This is a genomic window from Streptomyces sp. GL_140 (assembly GCF_057834465.1).
In genome coordinates this window covers 4,703,417-4,724,519 of record NZ_CM174404.1, presented here as the reverse complement: position 1 = coordinate 4,724,519, position 21,103 = coordinate 4,703,417, and the positions used below count along the sequence as shown (strand labels likewise).

General features: G+C 72.5%; 10 protein-coding genes, 1 tRNA gene and 1 pseudogene. 9 read left to right on the top strand and 3 right to left on the bottom strand.

Going from position 1 to position 21,103, the window contains the following annotated elements:
- Positions 1-2 precede the first annotated feature (2 nt).
- The 6 genes and pseudogenes from AC3IYJ_RS21960 to AC3IYJ_RS21935 all read left to right on the top strand — a co-directional run.
- Positions 3-7,154, top strand: a pseudogene (locus AC3IYJ_RS21960) (amino acid adenylation domain-containing protein); the annotation flags it as partial.
- Complete coding sequence (locus AC3IYJ_RS21955) at positions 7,151-8,452, top strand: MFS transporter (protein WP_489396487.1); 1,302 nt, start codon at positions 7,151-7,153, stop codon at positions 8,450-8,452. The pseudogene AC3IYJ_RS21960 and the gene AC3IYJ_RS21955, both read left to right, overlap by 4 nt.
- 82 nt (positions 8,453-8,534) lie before the next feature.
- Positions 8,535-9,368: a dimethylargininase gene (gene ddaH, locus AC3IYJ_RS21950; RefSeq protein ID WP_489396486.1), complete on the top strand. Its 834-nt coding sequence runs from the start codon at positions 8,535-8,537 to the stop codon at positions 9,366-9,368.
- A 115-nt stretch (positions 9,369-9,483) separates the two neighbouring features.
- Entirely contained in the window at positions 9,484-10,272 is a 789-nt protein-coding gene (locus tag AC3IYJ_RS21945) for a 4'-phosphopantetheinyl transferase family protein (RefSeq protein WP_489396485.1), read from the top strand.
- A 136-nt stretch (positions 10,273-10,408) separates the two neighbouring features.
- Complete coding sequence (locus AC3IYJ_RS21940) at positions 10,409-11,407, top strand: hypothetical protein (protein WP_489396484.1); 999 nt, start codon at positions 10,409-10,411, stop codon at positions 11,405-11,407.
- Positions 11,408-11,622: 215 nt separating this feature from the next.
- Positions 11,623-14,595 carry an AfsR/SARP family transcriptional regulator gene (locus AC3IYJ_RS21935; RefSeq protein ID WP_489396483.1) on the top strand — a complete coding sequence of 991 codons (2,973 nt, stop codon included), beginning with the start codon at positions 11,623-11,625 and terminating at the stop codon, positions 14,593-14,595.
- A gap of 8 nt (positions 14,596-14,603) precedes the next feature.
- Here the strand turns inward: AC3IYJ_RS21935 and AC3IYJ_RS21930 are convergent, their stop codons facing one another.
- Complete coding sequence (locus tag AC3IYJ_RS21930; protein WP_489396482.1) at positions 14,604-14,822, bottom strand: hypothetical protein; 219 nt, start codon at positions 14,820-14,822, stop codon at positions 14,604-14,606.
- Positions 14,823-15,154: 332 nt separating this feature from the next.
- Between AC3IYJ_RS21930 and AC3IYJ_RS21925 the strand changes: the two genes are divergently transcribed.
- The 3 genes from AC3IYJ_RS21925 to AC3IYJ_RS21915 are packed head-to-tail and all read left to right on the top strand — an operon-like array spanning position 15,155 to position 19,091.
- On the top strand, positions 15,155-15,997 hold the full coding sequence (locus AC3IYJ_RS21925) for a vWA domain-containing protein (protein WP_489396481.1): 843 nt from the start codon (positions 15,155-15,157) through the stop codon (positions 15,995-15,997).
- 5 nt (positions 15,998-16,002) lie between these two features.
- The gene (locus tag AC3IYJ_RS21920; protein WP_489396480.1) at positions 16,003-16,863 is read left to right on the top strand and encodes a hypothetical protein; all 861 of its coding nucleotides are present in this window, start codon (positions 16,003-16,005) and stop codon (positions 16,861-16,863) included.
- On the top strand, positions 16,863-19,091 hold the full coding sequence (locus AC3IYJ_RS21915) for a hypothetical protein (protein ID WP_489396479.1): 2,229 nt from the start codon (positions 16,863-16,865) through the stop codon (positions 19,089-19,091). The genes AC3IYJ_RS21920 and AC3IYJ_RS21915 overlap by 1 nt, the downstream gene beginning before the upstream one ends.
- 180 nt (positions 19,092-19,271) lie before the next feature.
- On the opposite strand, the gene AC3IYJ_RS21910 is transcribed toward AC3IYJ_RS21915, so the two are convergent.
- Both AC3IYJ_RS21910 and AC3IYJ_RS21905 read right to left on the bottom strand, forming a co-directional pair.
- A tRNA-Thr gene (locus AC3IYJ_RS21910) sits at positions 19,272-19,345 on the bottom strand.
- A gap of 105 nt (positions 19,346-19,450) precedes the next feature.
- Entirely contained in the window at positions 19,451-21,019 is a 1,569-nt protein-coding gene (locus AC3IYJ_RS21905) for an alpha/beta hydrolase (protein WP_489396478.1), read from the bottom strand.
- Between the last annotated feature and the right edge of the window lie 84 nt (positions 21,020-21,103).

The window sequence follows — 21,103 nt, the reverse complement described above, 5'->3', positions numbered from 1 at the left end:
TCGTGATTCCGGTTTCGTTCGCGCAGCAGCGCCTCTGGCTCATCGACCAGATCGAGGGCCCGAGCCCGCTCTACAACCTGCCGTTCGCAGTACGTCTGCGCGGCGAACTGGACATCCCCGCACTGCGGGAAGCGGTCACCGACGTCGTGGACCGGCACGAGGCGCTGCGCACGGTGTTCCCGGTCCTCGCCGGGGTCCCCGTCCAGCAGGTCGTGCCGTCCCACGAGGCGCGCCCGAGCTTCGAGACGGTCCGCTGCACGCCGGGCGACTACCCGACGCTGCGCGACGCGGCCGCCGCCACCACCTTCGACCTGCGGACCGAACTTCCCATCCGCGTCACGGTCTTCGACCTCGGCGCCGGGGAGTCCGTCCTGCTGGTGGTGCTCCACCACATCGCGGGCGACGGCTGGTCGCAGGGCCCCTTCCTGCGCGACCTGGCAGCCGCCTACACCGCGCGGTGCGCGGGCACGGCTCCCGGCTGGGCGCCGCTGCCGGTGCAGTACGCGGACTACGCCGCCTGGCAGCGGGAGCTGCTCGGCAGCGACTCCGACCCCGACAGCCTGCTGTCGCGGCAACTCGACTACTGGCGGACCAACCTCGCCGGGCTCCCCGAGGAGCTGACGCTGCCGACGGACCGCCCGAGGCCGCCGGTGCTCGGACCCTCCGCCGACGCGCACGGCTTCCGCTTCGGCCCGGAACTGCACGCCGCGCTGCTGGAGGTGGCGCGCACCCACCGGGTGACCCTCTTCATGGTGCTCCAGGCGGGCCTCGCGGCCCTGCTCACCCGGATGGGAGCCGGCACCGACATACCGATCGGCTCGGTGGTCGCGGGCCGCTCCGACGACGCGCTCGACGACCTCGTCGGCTTCTTCGTCAACACCCTGGTGCTGCGCACCGACACCTCGGGCGATCCGACGTTCGCCTCGCTGCTGGCCCAGGTCCGCGAGACGCACCTGGAGGCCCACGCCCACGAGGACGTGCCCTTCGAGCGGCTGGTCGAGGAGCTCAACCCGGTCCGCTCGCTGGCCCGCCACCCCCTCTTCCAGGTGCTGCTGGTCCTGCAGAACAACGACCCCGCCCGGCTCGACCTGGCCGGGGTGGAGGCCTCGCCCGAACCGATCGGGATGCGGGTCGCCAAGTTCGACCTGAACATCGGCATGGAGGAGGAGTTCGGCCCGGACGCCGCCCCCGCCGGGATCGCCTGCTCCATCGAGTACACCGCCGACCTGTACGACCCGGCCACCATCGAGGCCCTGGGCGTACGGCTGGACCGGCTGCTCGCCGGCGCCGCCGCGGACCCGTACGCGCCCCTCGGGCAGGTGGACGTCCTGGGCGCCGAGGAACGCTCGCGGATCCTCACCGACTGGAACGCCCCGCGCGCAGCCGCCCCGCTCCCGTCGCCCGAGGCCCCGGCCTCGCTGCCGGAGCTCTTCGCGCGCCAGGTCGCCCGTACCCCCTCGGCGATCGCCGTCGCGGGGGACACCGAGCTCGACTACGCGGAGCTGGACGCGCGGGCGAACCGGCTCGCGCACCACCTCGTCGCGCTGGGCGTCGGCCCGGAGACCCCGGTGGCGATGCTGATGGAACGTTCCGCCGATGTGGTGGTGGCCACCCTGGCCGTCGCCAAGGCCGGCGGCGCCTACGTACCGATGCACACCAGCTTCCCGCCGGACCGCATGGCCCTGGTGATCGAGGACACCCGCGCCGCCGTCCTGCTGACGGACCGCGACGAGCTGGACTTCGACCCCCGGGCCCACGTGGTGCGCCTGACGGACGGCCGCGTGGCCGGGCCGCAGGACGCCCCGTCCGCCGCCCCGTCCGCCGACGCGTCCGCGCCCGCCGTCACCGTCCACCCGGACCAGCTCGCCTACATCATGTACACCTCCGGCTCGACGGGACTGCCCAAGGGCGTGGCCGTCCGCCACCGCGACGTGGCCGACCTGGCCGCCGACCACCGCTGGGCCGACGGCTCCCACGACCGGATCCTGCTGCACTCCCCGCACGCCTTCGACGCCGCGACCTACGAACTGTGGGTGCCGCTCCTGTCGGGCGGCACGGTCGTGGTCGCCCCGCCCGGCGCGCTCGACGCCCGGGGGCTGCGCACGGCCGTGGACCGGCACGGGGTGAGCGCACTCTTCCTCACCAAGGCCCTGTTCGACCTCGTCGCCGAGGAGGACCCGGAGGCCTTCGCGGGGCTGCGCACCGTCTCCACCGGAGGCGAGGCCGCCTCCCCCACCCTGATGCGGCGCGTCCGCGAGGCCTGCCCCGGCCTGCTGCTCGCCCACGTCTACGGCCCGACCGAGGCGACCACCTTCGCCACCTTCCAGGAACTGGCCGCACCGGACCTCTCGGGCGCCCGCGTGCCGATCGGCGGCCCGCTGGACCACATGCGGCTCTACGTGCTCGACGGACGCCTCCAGCCCGTCCCGGCCGGTGTCCCCGGAGAGCTCTACGTGGCCGGCGCGGGCCTCGCGCGCGGCTACTGGAACCGCTCCGCCCTGACCGCCGAGCGCTTCGTGGCCTGCCCGTTCACCGCCGGGGAGCGGATGTACCGCACCGGCGACCTGGTGAGCTGGCGCGCCGACGGCGTGCTGGAGTTCCAGGGCCGCGTCGACCACCAGGTCAAACTGCGCGGCTTCCGCATCGAACTCGGCGAGATCGAGGCCCTGCTCGGACGCCACGAGGGCGTCGGCCAGGTCATGGTGATGGCCCGCGAGGACCGCCCGGGGGACATGCGCCTGGTCGCCTACTGCACGCCGTCGGGCGAGACGGCGGAACTGGCCGTGGAACTGCGCCGGTTCGCCGCCGCCTCGCTGCCCGTCTACATGGTCCCCTCCGCGGTGGTGGTGCTGGACGCCCTGCCCCTGAATGCCAACGGCAAGGTGGACCGCAAGGCCCTGCCCGTCCCCCACGCGGCCTCCGCCGACCGGGGCCGGACCGCGCGCGACCCGCGCGAGGAGATCCTGTGCGGGCTCTTCGCCGAGGTGCTCGGCGTCGCCTCCGTCTCCATCGACGACGACTTCTTCGCGCTCGGCGGCCACTCCCTGCTCGCGACCCGGCTGGCCAGCCGGGCCCGCTCCGTCCTCGGCGCCGAGATGGGCATCGCGGACCTGTTCCAGGCCCCCACCGTCGCCGAGCTCGGCGAGCGGATCCAGGGCGGCCGCACCCGCCCCGCCCTGCGGCCCCTCGACCGCCCCGACGCCCTCCCCCTGTCCTTCGCACAGCGCCGCCTGTGGTTCGTCGGACAGGTCGAAGGGCCCAGCTCGGCCTTCAACGTCTCGCTCGCCCTGCGGCTGAGCGGCCCCCTGGACACGGCGGCCCTGGAGGCCGCGCTCGGTGACGTGGTGGCCCGGCACGAAGCCCTGCGCACCGTCTTCCACGAGACCGGCGGAGTCCCGCACCAGGTGGTGCTGGACGGGCCCTCCCGCCCCCTGCTCACCCGGTCCGGCGGCACGGTTGCCGAGGCCGCCGCCCACGTCTTCGACACCGCCACGGACCTGCCGTTCCACGCCTACCTGCGGGTCTGCGGACCCGATGAGCACGTACTGGTCCTGGTGCTGCACCACATCGCCGGCGACGGCTGGTCCCTGGACCCCCTCTTCCGCGACCTCGCGGAGGCCTACGAGGCCCGCCGCACCGGCCGCGCACCCGACTGGGCGGAGCTCCCCGTGCAGTACGCGGACTACACCCTGTGGCAGCGGGACCTGCTGGGCTCCGACGAGGATCCCGGCAGCCTGCTCTCCCGCCAGCTGGCCTTCTGGAAGGGCGCCCTGGCCGGGCTGCCCGACGAGCTCGCGCTGCCCGCCGACCGGCCCCGCCCGCCCGTGGCCTCGTACCGGGGCGCCGTGGTGCCCCTCGCCCTCGACGCCGCGCTGCACGCACGGCTCACCGGGCTGGCCAAGGAGAACGGCGTCACCCTGTTCATGGTGCTGCAGGCCGCGCTGGCGACCCTGCTGAACCGATTCGGCGCCGGCGAGGACATACCGATCGGCGCGCCCGTCGCCGGACGCATGGACGAGGCCCTGGACGACCTCGTCGGCTTCTTCGCCAACACCATGGTCCTGCGCGTCGACCTCTCGGGCCGGCCGACCTTCAACGAACTGCTGGCCCGGGTCCGGGAGGCGAACCTGGCGGCCTACGCCCACCAGGACGTCCCCTTCGAGCGGCTCGTGGAGGAGCTCAATCCGGTCCGCTCGCTGGCCAGGCACCCGCTCTTCCAGGTGATGCTCGCCTTCAACAACACCGCCGAGGCGACCCTGGAGTTCCCGGGCGTCACCTCGCGGTACGAGTCCACCGGATCCGCCGGCGCCAAGTTCGACCTCACCGCGAACCTCACCGAGCACCACGGCGCCGACGGCGCCCCGGCCGGCATCGGCGGCGCCCTCGAATACGCCACCGACCTGTTCGACGCCTCCACCGCCGAGACACTGGCCGCCGCCTGGGAGCGGCTGCTGCGCGCGGTGGCCGAGGACCCGGCGCTGCCGATCGGCTCGGCGGACGTCCTGGCCCCGGCCGAGCGCCACCGCATCCTGACCGAGTGGAACGACACGGCCACCGACGTGCCGTCCGGCACCGTGCCCGCGCAGTTCGAGGCGCAGGTCGCCCGGACCCCCGAGGGGACGGCCCTCGTCTTCGAGGACGTCGAGCTGACCTACGCGGAGCTCAACGCCCGCGCCAACCGCCTCGCGCACCTGCTGATCGAGCGCGGGGCCGGCCCCGAGCGGACCGTCGCCCTGGTGCTGGGCCGCTCCGTGGAGATGGTCGTCTCCATGCTCGCCGTCCTCAAGACGGGCGGCGCCTACCTGCCCGTGGACCCCGGCTACCCGACCGCGCGCATCACCCACATGCTCCAGGACTGCGGCCCGGCCCTGCTGCTGGCCACCACGAACAGCGCACACGCGATCCCCGAGGGCACCGCGGCCCCGACCCTGCTCCTGGACACCGTCGAGGAACTCGCCACCGCGCACCCGGCCGCCGTAGACCCGCGGGACGCCAACCCGAGGGACGCCGACCCGACGGACGCCGACCGGACCGCCCCGCTGCTGCCCGCACACCGCGCGTACGTCATCTACACCTCGGGCTCGACCGGCCGCCCCAAGGGAGTGATGGTCTCTCACGTGGGCGTGAGCAGCCTCGTCGACTCCCTGGCGGTACGGGTCGGCATGGGGCCGGGCGACCGGATGCTGCAGTTCGCCTCGCCCAGCTTCGACGCCGCCCTCGCCGAGACGGTGATGGCCCTGCTGACCGGCGCGACCCTCGTGCTCGCACCCGCCGAGCGGCTGGCCGCCGGCGAACAGCTGGCCGGGCTCATCGCGCAGCACCGGGTCACCCACGCGATCATCGCGCCCGCCGCGCTCGCCGTGATGTCACCGGACCAACTGCCCTCGATCCGGGTGCTGATGGTCGCCGGCGAGGCCACCCCGGGCGAGCTGGTGGCGAGGTGGTCGGTGGGCCGCACCCTGATCAACGCCTACGGTCCGACGGAGACGACCGTGTGCGCCACGATGAGCGGCCCGCTCTCCGGCTCGGACGCCCCGCCCATCGGCGGACCGATCTCCAATGCCAGGACGTACGTGCTCGACGACCGCCTCCAGCCGGTACCGGCCGGGGTCCCTGGTGAGCTGTACGTGTCCGGCATCGGCCTGGCCCGCGGCTACCTGAACCGGCCGGGGCTGACCTCCGAACGCTTCGTGGCCTGCCCGTTCGCCGCCGGGGAGCGGATGTACCGCACGGGCGACCTGGTGCGCTGGCGTTCCGACGGCGGCCTGGACTTCCTGGGCCGCGTGGACGACCAGGTGAAGCTGCGCGGTTTCCGCATCGAGCTGGGCGAGGTCGAGGCGGCCCTGGGGCGCCACGAGGACGTCGGCCAGGTCGTGGTGGTGGCCCGCGAGGACCGGACCGGCGACCGCCGGCTGGTGGCCTACTGCACTTCGGTCACCGGGGATCCCGCCCTGGCCGCCGAGCTGCGCGGGTTCGCCGCCGCGGAACTGCCCGGCTACATGGTGCCGTCCGCGGTGGTGGTCCTCGACGCGATGCCGCTGAGCGTGAACGGCAAGGTGGACCGCAAGGCGCTCCCCGCGCCGGACTACACGGCCGTGTCCTCCCGGCGCGGCGCCAGGACGCCGGTGGAGGAGCTCCTGTGCGGCCTGTTCGCCGAGGTCCTCGGACTCGACGCGGTCGGGATCGACGACAGCTTCTTCGAACTCGGCGGGCATTCGCTGCTCGCCACCCGACTGCTCAGCCTCGTGCGTTCGGAGCTCGGCGCCGATGTCGGCATCCGTGACCTGTTCGAGTTCCCGACCGTGGCGGAACTCGCCCGTCGGCTCGAGCTGGATCCCGGGGCCGACGACCGTTCCGGCGACCCGCTCGACGTGCTCCTGCCGCTGCGCCCGCAGGGCTCGCGGCAGCCGCTGTTCTGCGTGCACCCGGCCGCCGGGATCAGCTGGGTCTACTCCGGCCTGCTGCGGCACGTCGGCGCCGACCGCCCGGTCCACGGCCTCCAGGCCAGGGGGCTGAAGGGGGCGCCGCCCGCGAGCGTCGAGGAGATGGCCGCCGACTACCTGCGCCAGATCCGGTCGGTCCAGCCGTCCGGCCCCTACCACCTGCTCGGCTGGTCCTTCGGCGGAGTCGTCGCCCACGCGATGGCGGTCCGCTTGCAGGCCGAGGGCGAGGAAGTGGCCCTGCTGGCCCTGCTGGACGGCTATCCCGCCGTCTCGGAGGAGATCCGCACGCCCGTCGCGGACGAGCCCTCGGACACCTGGGCCGCCCTGCTGGCCTCGCTGGGGCACGACCCGGCCGCCACCCCGGGCTTCGCCGGGCTGGAAGCCGTACTCGGCGAGGCGGCGCACACCCTGCCCGGCGTCTTCGCGCACCACCACCGGCTGCTGAACGAGCACGTCCCCGGGCGCTACCGGGGAGACGCCGTGTTCTTCGGCGCCACCCTCGGCAAACCGGAGAACTGGCCCTACGAGGAGGCCTGGTCGGCGTACGTCACCGGCCGGGTCGAAAGCCACCGGCTGGACTGCGAGCACGGTGCGATGACCCAGCCGGGCCCGATCGCCCTGATCGGATCCGTGCTGGCCGAGAACCTGGCCGAGAACCCGACCGGGAACCCGGCCGGGAACCCGGCCGAGACCGCTGGAGCGCTGCGATGACCGGGACCTCCGTCAAACCGTCCGTCCCGGGCAAGACCCGCGGCCGATGGGGCCTTTGGGCCGAGCCCAACTTCCGCAAGCTGTGGATCGGAGAGGTCACCAGCGGCCTGGGCACCGCGGTCGGCAACGTCTCGCTCGCCCTGGTGGCGGTGGTCGTCCTGAAGGCGAGCCCGGTCATGATGGGCGTCCTGACGGCGTCGGCGTGGCTCCCGTGGCTGTTCATCGGACTGCCGGCCGGGGCCTGGGTCGACCGCTGGTCCCGCCGGAAGGTGATGCTGGCCTGCGACCTCGTGCTGATGACGGTCTACGCCAGCGTGCCGCTGGCCGCCTGGCTGGGGATCCTCACCCTCGGGCAGCTGCTGGTGGTGGCCCTGCTGTCGGGCACGGCGAAGGTCTTCTTCAGCACCGCCTATTCGGCGATGGTGCCCTCGCTCGTCGACAAGGCGGACCTGCTGGAGGCGAACGTCAAGTTCCGCAGCGGCGAGTCCGCCGCCGACGTCGCGGGGCCCGGAGTGGCGGGCGTGATCTCCCAGGTCTTCGGATCCGTCGCCGGCCTGCTCGTGGACGCATGCTCGTACCTGGTCTCCGCGCTCTTCCTCAGGTCGATCAAGGTGACCGAGACGCCCCGCCCGCCGACCGCCGAACGGCGCGGCATCAGGCGGGAGATCGCCGAGGGGGTCCGCTTCGTCGTCAGCGATCCGTACCTCCGCAGGTTCGGCTGCTTCGGCGCCCTCGGCAATCTCGCGCTGAACGGGATCCAGGCCGTCCAGACGGTGTTCCTCGTCCGCAGCGTGGGGCTCGACGCGGGAGGGATCGGGGCCGTGTTCGCGGTGGTCAGCGTCGGCGGGCTCGCCGGCGCGGCCCTCGCCCGCCGGATCGCGCTGCGCTTCGGCACCGCGCGCGGCCTGTTGTTCTGCGAGATGGTCGTGGCCCCCTTCATCTTCCTGCTGCCGCTCGCCGGCGATCAGCTGCCGCTGCCGCTGTCCGTGCTCGCCTGGGCGGTCGCGGTCGCCGGTGTCGTCGCCGGGAACGTCATCATGGGCAGCTTCTACCAGTCCTACTGCCCGCCGGAGCTGCTCGGCCGGATCAGGGCGAGCGCGTCGACCATCAACTACAGCGCCATCCCGGTGGGCGCCCTGCTGGGCGGATACCTGGGAGAGGCGATCGGCAGCAGGGCCACGATCTGGGCCATGGCCGGCGTCCTCGTGTCCGCGGGTCTCCTCCTGCTGCTGAGCCCGATCCGCGCACTGAGGGACCTCCCGGAGCGCGCGGCGGACGGCCGACCCTCCCGGGTCTGACCCTTCCCCTCCGTCCCCCGGCCCTGCCGCGGCCTCCGGGCCGACCACACCTTTCACCCCTCGTTCTCACCGAAGGAGCACCATGAGCCAGTCGACGCAGGTCCGGACCCCCAGTCCGCGCCGCTACCTGATGTGCCGCCCGACCTACTTCGACGTGACGTACTCGATCAACCCGTGGATGGATCCGGCGAAGCCGGTGGACTCCGGCCTGGCCGTCGCCCAGTGGGAGCGACTGCGGGCGCTGTACGAGGAGTTGGGCTACCAGATCGACCTGATCGACCCGCTGCCCGGCCTCCCCGACATGGTGTACGCGGCGAACGGCGCGACCGTGGTGGACGGCAAGGTGCTCGGAGCCCGGTTCCGCAACGAGGAGCGGGCCGCCGAGGGCCCCGCGTACCTGGAGTGGTTCCGCGAGCGCGGCTACCAGGTGACGCACAGCCCGGTCCACGTGAACGAGGGCGAGGGCGACTTCCTCACCACCACGAGCTGGCTGCTGGCCGGCAAGGGGTTCCGCAGCGTCCCCGACGGGCACGCCGAGGCGCAGGAGCTGTTCGGGCGGCCCGTGGTCGGCCTGGAGCTGGTGGACCCGCGCTTCTACCACCTCGACACCGCGCTGACCGTGCTCGACGGCGACGAGATCATGTACTACCCGGAGGCCTTCTCGCCGGGCAGCCGGGCCGTCCTGCGACGCCTGTTCCCCGACGCGATCCTGGTGTCCGAGGCCGACGCCGAGGTGTTCGGCCTCAACGCGGTCAGCGACGGCTTCCACGTGGTCCTGCCGGAGGCGGCCACCGGTGTCATGGAGCAGCTGCGCGAGCGCGGCTTCCAGCCGATCGGGATGGACCTGTCCGAGCTCCTCAAGGGCGGCGGCAGCGTGAAGTGCTGCACGCTCGAAATCCGCGACCGCGCCGCCTGAGCCGCGCCCCAGCCGACCCCTGGCCCGAGCCCCCGGCCCGGGCCGCGCCCGATCCACCGTTGATTCCGATCCGTGCCCTGCACCCGTGTACCGACCGCGAGGCCTGATGTCCGTAATGCTTCTGCGAGACCATGCCCCAGGACATGGACCGCGCACCGCGCCCACCCCGTTCACGCAGCTCACACCACTCACACCGCTCGTCCCGCGCACCCTGGGCACCGCACCGCTCCCGGCCGTGCTCACCCCGCCGGGCACGGGCCCGGAACTGTGGCAGCTGCAGCTCGCCGAGCACCGCGCGTCGATCGCCGACGGGTACGCGATGCTCGACGCCGCCGAACGCACCCGCTACGCCACGTACCGCAAGCCCGACGACCGGGATCTCTACGCCACTGCCCACATCGGCCTGCGGCGGCTGCTCGGCGGCTACCTGGGGAGGGATCCGGCCGCCGTCGTCTTCGGCAGGGAACCCTGCCCGTTGTGCGTCGGACCGCACGGCCGCCCCTACGTGCCCGGCGCCGACCTGCACTTCTCGCTCGCGCACAGCGGCGAGCTCGTGCTGTTCGCCTTCGCCGCGACACCGGTCGGGGTCGATGTCGAGCGCCTGGTCGACCTGGCCGTCACCGACGAGATCAGCCCCGTCCTGCACCCCCGGGAGCGGGTGGAGCTGTCCGGGACGGCGGCAGCCGACCGGCCGGCGGCCTTCGCACGCTGCTGGTGCCGCAAGGAGGCCTACCTCAAGGGGACCGGCACGGGACTGGGCGTCCCGGCCGCCGAGAACTACGTCGGAGCCGGACCCTGGCCGGGTCACGTGCCCGGCTGGACGCTGTCGGACGTCGCCGTCCCGCCCGGATACGCGGCGGCCGTCGCCATCGCCACGACTCCCCGCTCCCACGAAGCGGCGTAGGGCCGTGGAGCCGTAGAGCCGTAGAGCCGTAGAGCCGTAGAGCCGAGGGATATCCGGCGTGGATCCCGCGGGTATCCCCCTCGCCTTTGATGTGACCCAGGAGGTCCTTCCGCCCGCCGAGATTTGGAGCCACCGCATGCTGACGCGGCCGAGTGACGACACATGCCCGACCGCCACACCCGCCCCCGCGCACACCGAGGCCGCGGCCCGCGCCGCCTTCCTCGCGCGCGAGGGCGGCGCGGCCGTCGACGCCGCCGAACTGCTCCGCCGGATCGACGTGGCGGCGGACCATCGCACCCGGCTCCCCGCCGCGTTCGGCCTACGGGCCGCCGGGGTCCCGGAATCGGCCCGGCTGGCGGCGGTGCTCACCGGTCTCGCCCGCTACGGCATGCTCTCGATCGACCGGCGCCGCCTCGCACGGCCCGCCGGCGAGCCCGTCGCCTGGGGACTGGACCTGGTCACCGGGGCGCTGCGCCGGGTCCCGGCCGGGGAGGTCTTCCCCGCACCGGATCGCGAGCCGCCCTCACGGCCCCCGGTCGGTACGGCGGCCGGTCTCACCTGGTTGGACGCGCTGGAGTCCGGGCTCGCCCAGCAGGTCGAGGCGCTGCTCGCGCTGCGGCTGGCGGACCCCGCGACGCGCGTGCCCCGGCTCGACCTGCGGGCCTGCGAGACGGACGAGCGGGGCACCCGGCTGCTGGGGATCCTGCGCGAGGCGGGCGAGACGGTCGCCCACGACCTGTCCGGACTGCTGTCCGTCCCCGCCTGTGCGGTCCGTACCGGCCCCGCCACGGTCCTCGCGACGGGCGCCACGCCCGCCGCGGCCCTGCGCACCGCGGCCGAGCGCGCGCTGGCCGCCCGGCTCTCGGACACCGAGGCGCCGTCCGGTCGCGCGCCCGCGCGGCTTCCGGCCATCGCGGAGATCACGGCGGATCGGGAGGCACCGGCGGCGGCCGGGGATTTCGGCGGGGGCACGGAGGCCGGCAGGGGCATGGGTGGCGGCGCCATCCGCTGGGCGCGCCCAGCGGATGCACTGCGGGCTCTGGGCCGGACGCCGGTCGCCGTCCTCCTCGACCACGATCCGTGGGCCGTGCGCATCCTCCCGTATGTGGTGCGGGTGGTATTGATTGATGAATAGCCTAAAAAGGCCATAAAGAGCACAAACATTCCCGACTTCCCTGTCAAGACATGAGTCAGTCACGTTGCAGATCTCCCTGTGTCCGGAATTCGTCACGCTCTCTTCATAATTTCTCCCCATGTGACAATCGACTTCCGGTCGTCACGACGCCGGAACGGTCAGACCGGACCGTTCCACAGGCGCCACCGCCGGTGCGGCGAGAGAAAGCAGGGGCCATGGGGGCGGAGATCCGGTTCAGCGTGCTCGGAGCCGTGCGCGCACATCGGGGCGAGACCGTTCTCGCCACCCGGTCTCCGCAGCAGCAGGCGCTGCTCACCGCCCTGCTGCTGCGCTCCGGACGGGCGGCGTCCGCCCACGACCTCATCGCCGCGATCTGGGGCGATGAGGCCCCGGACTCCGCCCTGGCGAGCCTGCGCACCTACGCGTGGCGGCTGCGGCAGACCCTGGAGGAGGACCGCGCCGCCCCCAAGATCCTGGTGTCGCTGCGGGACGGCTACCAACTGCACATCCCGCCGCTCGCCCTGGACGTGCACCGCGCGGAGAAGCTCGCGGCCGACGCCGCGCAGGCCCGCGCGGCCGGCGAGGACGACGAGTGCGGGCGGCTGCTGACCGAGGCCGTCGACCTCTGGCAGGGCGAGCCCCTGGCCGGGGTCCCCGGACCGTTCGCCGAACAGCAGCGCTCCAGGCTCACCGAAATGCGTCTGGGGCTGATCGAGGAGCGCTTCGAGCACGACCTCGGACAGGGCCGGCACACCTTCGTCATCCCGGACCTCACCGCATACACGCAGGAACACCCGCTGCAGGAGCGGCCGTACGGGTTCCTGATGCGCGCCCTGTACGCGTCGGGGCGGCAAGCCGACGCACTGGCGGTGTTCACCCGCGCCCGCCACGTCCTGGCCGAGGAGCTCGGCGTCGATCCGGGCCCCGAGCTGACCGCCCTGCACGAACGGGTGCTGGGCGGCGACCCGCTGCTGTCCGTCCCCGCCAAGGGGCGCGCCACCGCCCCCGCGCGGGCCGAAGCCCGGGAACCGGAGGACACCGCCGCCACCCCGGCGCCCACCGCCCCGCCGGCCCCTCTCAGGCCCGCCCAGCTGCCCGCCGACACACCCGATTTCACGGGCCGCTCGGACGCGGTACAACGGCTGTGCCAGGTGCTCACCAACCCCGAACGCACCTCTCTCCCGGTTGCCTCGGTCACCGGCATGGGCGGCATCGGCAAGACCACGCTGGCGCTCCGGGTCGCCCACCGGGCCAAGCAGGACTTCGCCGACGGCCAGCTCTACGCCGATCTACGAGGCAACGGACTGGATCCGGCCGACCCCGGGACGGTACTGGGCAGCCTCCTCACCGCCCTCGGCGTCCCCGGGCACGGCCTCCCCAACGCGACGGAGGACCGCGCCCGGCTCTTCCGCTCCCTGCTCGACGGCCGCCGCATCCTGCTCCTGCTCGACAACGCCAGGGACCCCGCGCAGGTCAGGCCGCTGCTGCCGGGCTCCGCCGAGTGCGCGGTGATCATCACCAGCCGGGCCAGGCTGGTCGGCCTCTCCACCTCCGCCCAGGCCGACCTGGACGTCTTCGCCACCGGTGAGGCGATAGCCCTGCTCACGGCGATCGTCGGCGAGCACCGCGTCGCGGAGGAACCGGAGGCCGCGGTCGAGCTGGTCACCGCCTGCGGGCACCTTCCGCTCGCCGTGCGCATCGTGGCCGCGCGGCTCTCCGCCCGTCCGCGGTGGAAGGTCGAGACCATGACCGGCAGGCTGGCCGATGAGCGCCGCCGCATCGGCGAACTGCGCGCCGGGGACCTGGCCGTGGCCGCCGCCTTCGAACTCGGCTACCACCAGCTGACCGAGGAGCAGGCGCGCGCCTTCCGGCTGCTCGCCCCGATGACCCAGCCGGGCATCGGGCTGGCCGCCGCGGCGGCGGCGCTCGACCTCGACGAGGACGACGCCGAGGACCTGCTCGAATCACTGGTCGACGCCGCCATGCTGGAGGCGCCCGTACCCGGCCGCTACCGCTACCACAACCTGGTCAGGGCCTTCGCCCTGCAGCTCGGCGAGGACGCCGGTGCGGGCACCCTGGCGCTGGCCCGGTTCCTGGACTTCCTGCTGGCCGGCGGCTGCTCGGCGTTCCAGCAGATGGTGCCGGGCGACCCGGTGGGCGTCTTCCTCGCCGCGAGCCCCGTCCCCGGTCCGCTGCTGACGGACCTGGCCGACGCCCGGGCCTGGGTGACCACGGAGTTCGACTGCGTCGCCAACGCGGTGATGCTGGCCGCCCGCGCCCCGGTTGGCAGCGACCCGCGGATCCTGCGCGCGGCCACCGACCTGGTCATCGCGCTCAGCCCGTTCGGCAAGGATATCCCCTACGGCCAACTCGCCGCGGCTGCGCGCACGGTGGCCGAAGCGGCGGCGCTGCGGGGCGACGACCACGCCGCGGGCCGGGCCCGGTTCGTGTGCGGCAACGCCGCACTGCAGAACACCCGACTGGAGGAGGCCGAGGAGCAGTCCCGCCTCGCGGCCGAAGCCTGCCAGCGGGCCGGAGACACGGTCATCCTCCGCCAAACCCTCAACGACCGGGGCCTGATCGCACAGTTCCAGCACCGCTACGAGGACGCGGTGCGCTACTACGACCAGGCGATCGGCCTGGCCAGGGAGCTGGGCCAGCGCTCGGGCGAACTGGCGACCATGCTGAACGCGGCGCAAGCGCGCCTGCGCAGCGGTCGCGCGGAAGAGGCCCTGCTGGTCTGCGAAGAAGCACTCGTGGCACTGCAAGCGGTGTCCGACCACCACGGCATCGCGTACGCCCTGTGCGTACAGGGCCTGGCCCTGCACGAGTTGGGCCGTCATGCGGACGCCGTCTCCAGCTACACGCGCTGCCTGGACGTGTGCGCGGTGGCGAGCATCAGGGGCCAGGAGGCGCAGGCCCGGTTCCGTCTCTCGGACACGCTGCGGGCCATGGGCCGGGCCGACGAGGCACTGATCCAGGCGGGGCGGGCGCTGTTCCTGTGCGAGGAGCTGGGCGCCGAACGCGATCAGGGCCATTCCTTGCTGGCCATGGGCCGCACCCTCCGCGACCTCGGCGACCAGGAGGCGGCCCTGCCGCGGGCCCGTCAGGCGTACGCGGTCTTCACGCGGCTGGGCCTCCCCGATGCCGCGCAGGCGAAGGAACTGATGGCAGCCCTGGAGGGCTGACCGAAGGCTCAGCCCTTGCTGTTCCACTCGGTGGGGCTCTGGCCACCACCGGGGTTCACCGTCGTACCGGGGACGACCGGCGCCGTCGTCCCACCGGTCGCCCCATCCGCCCGGACCTCCACGTCCGCCGAACCCACGGCGAGCACACCGGCCAGCGCGGCGGCGCATCCGGCGGCGGCAACGGCGGCGGCGGTGCGGACGATCAGGGACTGGAAGGAGAGCTTCACTTGAGTCACCGTTCACTCGAGGGGCTGATGAGTGAAACTCTCCCAATCGTCGATCTACGCCGGATAGACGCCGAATACCGCAACCCCTATATCCCCCCTGTATATCCGCGCCGCCCACGCAAGCCCGGGGCCTCCCGCTGAGAGCAGGGAACGGCCGGCGTGCGCGCTTCGGGCCGACCCGGCGACTGACGGCGGCCGACCGCTCCCCTCCGATTCCCCTCACTGAGCAGCACGGTGCCGCTACGATCGACCTCCCTGGGGGGTCAGGTTCTCGCGCGTCCAATGTCGTGGCGCTCGGTCCCCCGTCGCGCAAGAGGAGCCGGGTCGCCGAGATGCCGTACACCGCCGAAATCAGCCGCACCAATCCCGGCTGCTTCATCTTCCTCGTGGACCAGTCCGCCTCGATGAGCGATCCCATCGGTAGCGGCGAGATGGTCCAACAACGCGCCAAGGTAGTATCGGACGCCATCAACCGGCTGCTGACCGAGCTGTCGGTCAAGTGCGCAAAGGAAGAGGGCGTCCGCGACTACTTCCACGTCGCGGTGATCGGCTACGGCCACACCCAAGTCGGCTCCGCCTTCACCGGCTCGCTCGCCGGGCGTGACCTCGTACCGCTGAGCGAGATCGCGAACAACCCCGCCCGCCTGGAGAGCCGTACGAAGAAGGTGCCGGACGGCGCCGGTGGCCTCGTCGAGACGACCGTGCAGTTCCCCGTCTGGATGGACCCGGTCACCAGCGGCGGCACCCCCATGACGCGTGCCCTCGGCTACGCCGACTCCCTGGTCGCCCGCTGGGTCGACGAGCACCCGGGTGGATTCCCGCCCATCGTCCTCAACCTGACCGACGGCGAGTCCACTGACGGCGATCCCACGAGTGCGGCCATCGGGCTCGCCTCGCACGCCACCGCCGACGGGTCGGTGCTCCTCTTCAACCTGCACGTCTCCGGGGCCGGTGGGACTCCCATCACGTTCCCCGACAGCGAGGGTGAACTCCCCGACACCTACTCCCGGCTGCTCTTCCACATGTCGAGCGTGCTGCCCAGCCACATGCGCTCCTACGCCGCTTCGCAGGGGCATCGGGTCAGCGAAGCCACCCGCGGCTTCGTCTACAACGCCGACATCACCTCGATCGTCGAGTTCCTCGACATCGGTACGCGCGCCACGGAACTGCGCTGAGCAGCATGGGCACACAGACCGCGCCCCTCGACGTCCAACGCTTCCTCGTACCCAAGACGGGCAGCTCGCCGGAGGAGTGTGAGGACGCCATCGCCGTCTCTCTGTCGCCCGACGCGAGTTCACTCTTCGCCGCGGTGTCGGACGGGGCTTCGGAGAGTCTGCTCGCCGGGGCGTGGGCCAGGCAGCTGGTACACGGCGCCGTAGCGTCGATGGCAGCTGCCGACGGCCGGCGCGGCGATGGGGAGGACAGCAGGTCCGAGTCCTTCGTCGAGGATCTCCTGGCTCGCACCGTCGGCCAGTGGGACGGATACATCGCGGAGTACCAGGCAGAGCGAGTGGCCCGCGGCCGGCCCATCACCTGGTACGAGCAACCGGGCCTGGACAAAGGGGCCTTCGCCACGCTGGCGGCCGTCCACATCCGGGCAGCATCGGCGGATCCGGAAGACCCCGAGGTTGCGCGGCACCGGACCTGGCACGCCTTCGCTCTCGGCGACAGTTGTCTCCTCCACCTCCGCGAGGGCCGGCTGATCACCTCGTTCCCCATCGCGGACGGCGGCGGCTTCGGCATCACCCCCCAACTACTGGGCAGCCGCAACCGGGATGCCGCGCTGATCACCGACCGTGCGTCGACCGCGACCGGTGAACTGCGCGCGGACGACGAGCTGCTGCTGGCGACCGACGCGCTGGCCGCATGGCTGCTCTCCCGCTCCGAAATCGATTCGGGCGGAACCGGCAAGCAGCTCGGGAAGCTTGCCGACCTGGGGGACGAGACCTTCGCGGAGTGGGTCCAGAGCGAGCGCGACAGGTCCCGCATGCGCAACGACGACGTGGCCCTCATTCGCATGCGGGTGAAGACGGAGGGGTAATGGCTGTCTCCCGGACGGGCGGACCTGCCGCCGGACGGAAATTCCCGACCGGCGCGAACTACGTGGAAGCACTCCAGAACCCCACTCTGTGTTTCGAGGACCCGGACCTCAGGCACGGAACGGTCCAGCAGAGCCCCGTACTCGGACCGAAGGCGATCTCGGGAAACTTCGCCAGCGTCTTCTCCGTCACCGCCCCGGGCGGACAGCGGTACGCGCTGAAGTGCTTCACTCGCGACAGCAGCACGCTGGAGGCCCGCTATCAGGCCATCAGCAGGCAGCTCGCCAACCTCAGGCCTGCCAAACTGTCCCAGCCGTGGCCGGTCGGCATCGAGTACCTGCCCAGGGGCGTCCTCGTCGCCGGTGAGTGGTACCCGGTCCTGAAGATGGCCTGGGTGGAGGGCACCAGCCTGATCACGTGGATCGACCGGAACGTCCGGGACGCACCCGCCGTGTTCAAGGCCTCCGAGCGGTTCGCGGCACTGGTCGCCGACCTGGAGAAGCTCGGCGTCGCCCACGGCGACCTCCAGCACGGCAATCTCCTGGTCGCCGCCGACGGCACCCTCCGCCTCGTCGACTACGACGGGATGTACGTGCCCGCGCTCAAGGGGCAAGGCGCCACGGAGAACGGTCACCGCAACTACCAGTCCCCGACCCGCACGAGCGCGGATTTCGGTCCCGCGATGGACCGCTTCTCGGCATGGGTCATCCACCTCAGCCTCGTCGCGACCGCCACCGATCCCACCATCTGGGACCAACTGCACGACGATCAGGGTGAGTTCCTGATCCTGAAAGAGGATGACTTCAAGGAACCACGGTCCTCACTGGCCTGGAGCCTGCTGCTGACCCATGCGGACCCCGGCCTTCGAGCACTGGCCGCGCAGACGCACGGACACCTCACCGCGGCCGCCCGCACCCTTCCCCCGCTGTCCACGGCCGGGGCGATCCCGACCCCGACCCCGACCTCGACCCCGACCTCGACCCCGATCCCGGCCCCGCGCCCGGCCCCCGCGGCGACCCAGCAGGGCGGGGCCCCCTCCTGGCTGGCGGGGCACATTCCGCAGCAGCCGCAGAGCACGCCTGCGGCAAGCAGCGGGGGTACGGGCAAGGCCGCCGGTACGGTCTTCGCACGCCGGCGCCCCGCGGACATCCTCTCCGGTGTCTTCGCCCTGACCGGATCTGCCGCACCTGCCGCGCTGACCGCCATCAGCGTGCTGCCGACCGGCTACATGGCCGCCGCCCAGCTGGGGGCTCTGCTCCTGTCCGGCGGCGCCCTCCACGCCACTCGGCGCTCCCACCCCGAGGCCCAGGCCTCGAAGGCCCGGATGCGGGTGCTCCAACAGCAGGTGGGCGCATTGGCGGACTCCGTGGCCGCGGCCCAGAAGATCCACCAGGAGATCGAAGCCCTGAATGCGGCCGGCGCGAGCCGGGACACCCAGATCAGCGGGCAGATCAAGAGCCTCCAGGCCGAGCTGCGTGATGAGGGGTCGCGGATCACCGTCGCGCTCAACAAGGAGACCGGCAGCCTCAGGACCAAGCTGAGCGGACTGGCTGCCAGGGAGCAGAAGCAACTGGACGCCGCGTTGGCGTCGACGGTCAAGACGCATGTCCAGGACAGACTCCGCCGGACCCCCATCCAGGACGTCAAGAAGCTCTCCAACATGGGCAGCGGGACGGTCACGGCCCTGATCGCCGCCGGTATCCGCACCGCCGCCGACTTCACCGGGGTCCGGTACGTACAGGGCAGCAGGTACGGAAACCGGGACGCGTATCTCATCCGTTCCAACGGCCAGCAGGTCAAGGTCACCGGGATCGGCGAGGTCCGGGCCACCACGCTCGAAAGCTGGAGGTCCTCGCTGGAGCAGCGGGCCCGGACGTCCGCTCCCACCAGTGTGGGCGCCCAGGAACGGGCCGCGATCCGCCAGCAGTTCGCCGCGCAGAAGAAGAAATACGAGGCGGAGGTCACGCAGGCCGATGGCGCAGCCCGACGCAAGCGCGACCAACTCCAGCAACGCATCACCACACGCCTACAACAGGCCAACAAGGAGAAGCAGCAGCACCAGGCGACCACCCAGCACCAGCGCGCGGTACTGCTCCAACGCCACGCCCAACTCGCCGGCGCCACCACCACGCACGACCTGCTGGCCACCCAGCTCGCCACAGCCGGCGCGGAGCACCGACGCACCTTCGGCCTGCGTCGCTACCTCCGCTTTGTCGTGACGGGCCACTGACCCACCCCACCTGCCACAGAGCGGCCGCGCACTGCCAAGGCGAACAAGGCGGAGAAGCGAAGGTCAGGGGCACCTCCGCTGACGCAAGGGGTCCCGGGCTCCAGCCCCCGCACGCGCCGACACACCTGGGAAATAGCAAAACCCCCAGGTCACGGCGAGTGAGTCCTGGGGGTTCTACAGAGCCGCCTTCGGGATTCGAACCCGAGACCTACGCATTACGAGTGCGTTGCTCTGGCCAGCTGAGCTAAGGCGGCACCGCTGGGAAGACAAGAATTTCCTTGGGAGGAGGCTCTCATCAGCAGCGGCGCCAAGTCTACAGGGTTAAACGGGGTGCCCCGAACCGGCCTCCGGGGGGTGGGTCAGCACTTCTTGCCGGCCGTCGGAGGGGTGCCCTCCAGGAGGTAGCGGTTGATCGTCGAGTCGATGCAGTCGCTGCCGCGGCCGTAGGCGGTGTGGCCGTCCCCGTCGTACGTGAGCAGGACGCCCGAATCGAGCTGGTCCGCCAGGGCCTGGGCCCACTTGTACGGGGTCGCCGGGTCGCGGGTGGTGCCGACCACCACGATCGGCGGGGCGCCCTTGGCGTTCAGGTCGCGGGCCGTGCCGGTGGCCTTGACCGGCCAGTACGTGCAGTTCAGCGAGGCCCAGGCGAGGCCCGCGCCGAAGACCGGGGAGGCCTTCTCGAAGGAGGGCAGGGCCTTGTCGACCGCCTCGGGGCCGTCGAAGGCCGGGGGCTGGTCCAGGCAGTTCACCGCGGCGTTCGCGGACATGAGGTTGGCGTACTTGCCGTCCGGCTCGCGCTCGTAGTAGCTGTCGGCGAGCGCGAGGAGGCCGTTGCCGTCGCCGTTGATCGCGGCCGTCAGGGCCTCGCGCAGCTGCGGCCAGGCGTTCTCGTCGTAGAGGGCCGCGATGACCCCGGTCGTCGCCAAGGCCTCGCCGAGGGCGGGACGGGCCCGGTCGGTGGTGGGGACCGGCTGGGCGTCGACCTTGCGGAAGAAATCCTTCAGGCGTTGCGCCACCGCGTCCGGGCTGCCCTGGCCGAGCGGGCAGTCGGAATGCTTCGCGCAGTCCGCCGCGAAGGCGCGGAAAGCGGTCTCGAAGCCCTCGGTCTGGTCCCGGTTCAGTTCGAGCGCGGGGCGGGACGGGTCCATCGCCCCGTCCAGGACCAGTCGGCCGGCGCGGCTCGGGTAGAGGTCCGCGTACGTCGCCCCGAGGAAGGTTCCGTACGAGGCGCCGACGTAGTTCAGCTTCTCGTCGCCCAGCGCCGCGCGCAGTACGTCCATGTCGCGGGCGACGTCCACGGTCGAGACGTGCGGCAGGACCCGCTGCGAGTGGGCCTGGCAGGCGGCCGCGAACTCCTTGAAGGCGGCCACGAGCTGGGCGCGCTCCGCCGCGTTGTCCGGGGTCTGGTCCACCTGCGTGTACTTGTCCATGGCCGGGCCGGTCAGGCACTCCACGGGGCTGCTGCGGTCCACGCCGCGCGGGTCGAAGGAGACCATGTCGTAGGCGGCGCGGACCTGCGCCGGGTAGCTGATGCCGGCGTAGGCCTGGAGGTATCCGATGCCGGAGCCGCCCGGACCGCCGGGGTTGACCAGCAGCGAGCCGAGCCGCTTGCCGGGGCCGGTGGCCTTGTGTCGGGCCACCGCGATGTCGACGTCGCCGGCCTCGGGGTGGTCGTAGTCCAGCGGGGCCTTCATGGTGGTGCAGTCGAAGCCGGGGACACCGCAGTCGCGCCAGCTCAGCTTCTGGTCGTAGTACGAGCGCAGCGCGGCCGGGGTCGCGGCCGAGGGGGCCGAGGGCGCGGCGGAATCACCGCGGGAGGACGCGGCGGCCTTCGGTCCCCCCGAACCGCCCGAGGTGCATCCGGAGAGCAACAGCCCCGCGGCGGCGATCACGGTCCCGGTGGTGCGCAGCAGGCGACTGGTGTCCATCCCAGGAGCCTACGGCCTGCGGACCTAGCGGGTGCCGCGAGCCGCGCGCCGGGCGGCGGACCGCCGCCCGGGGGCGGCCTGGCG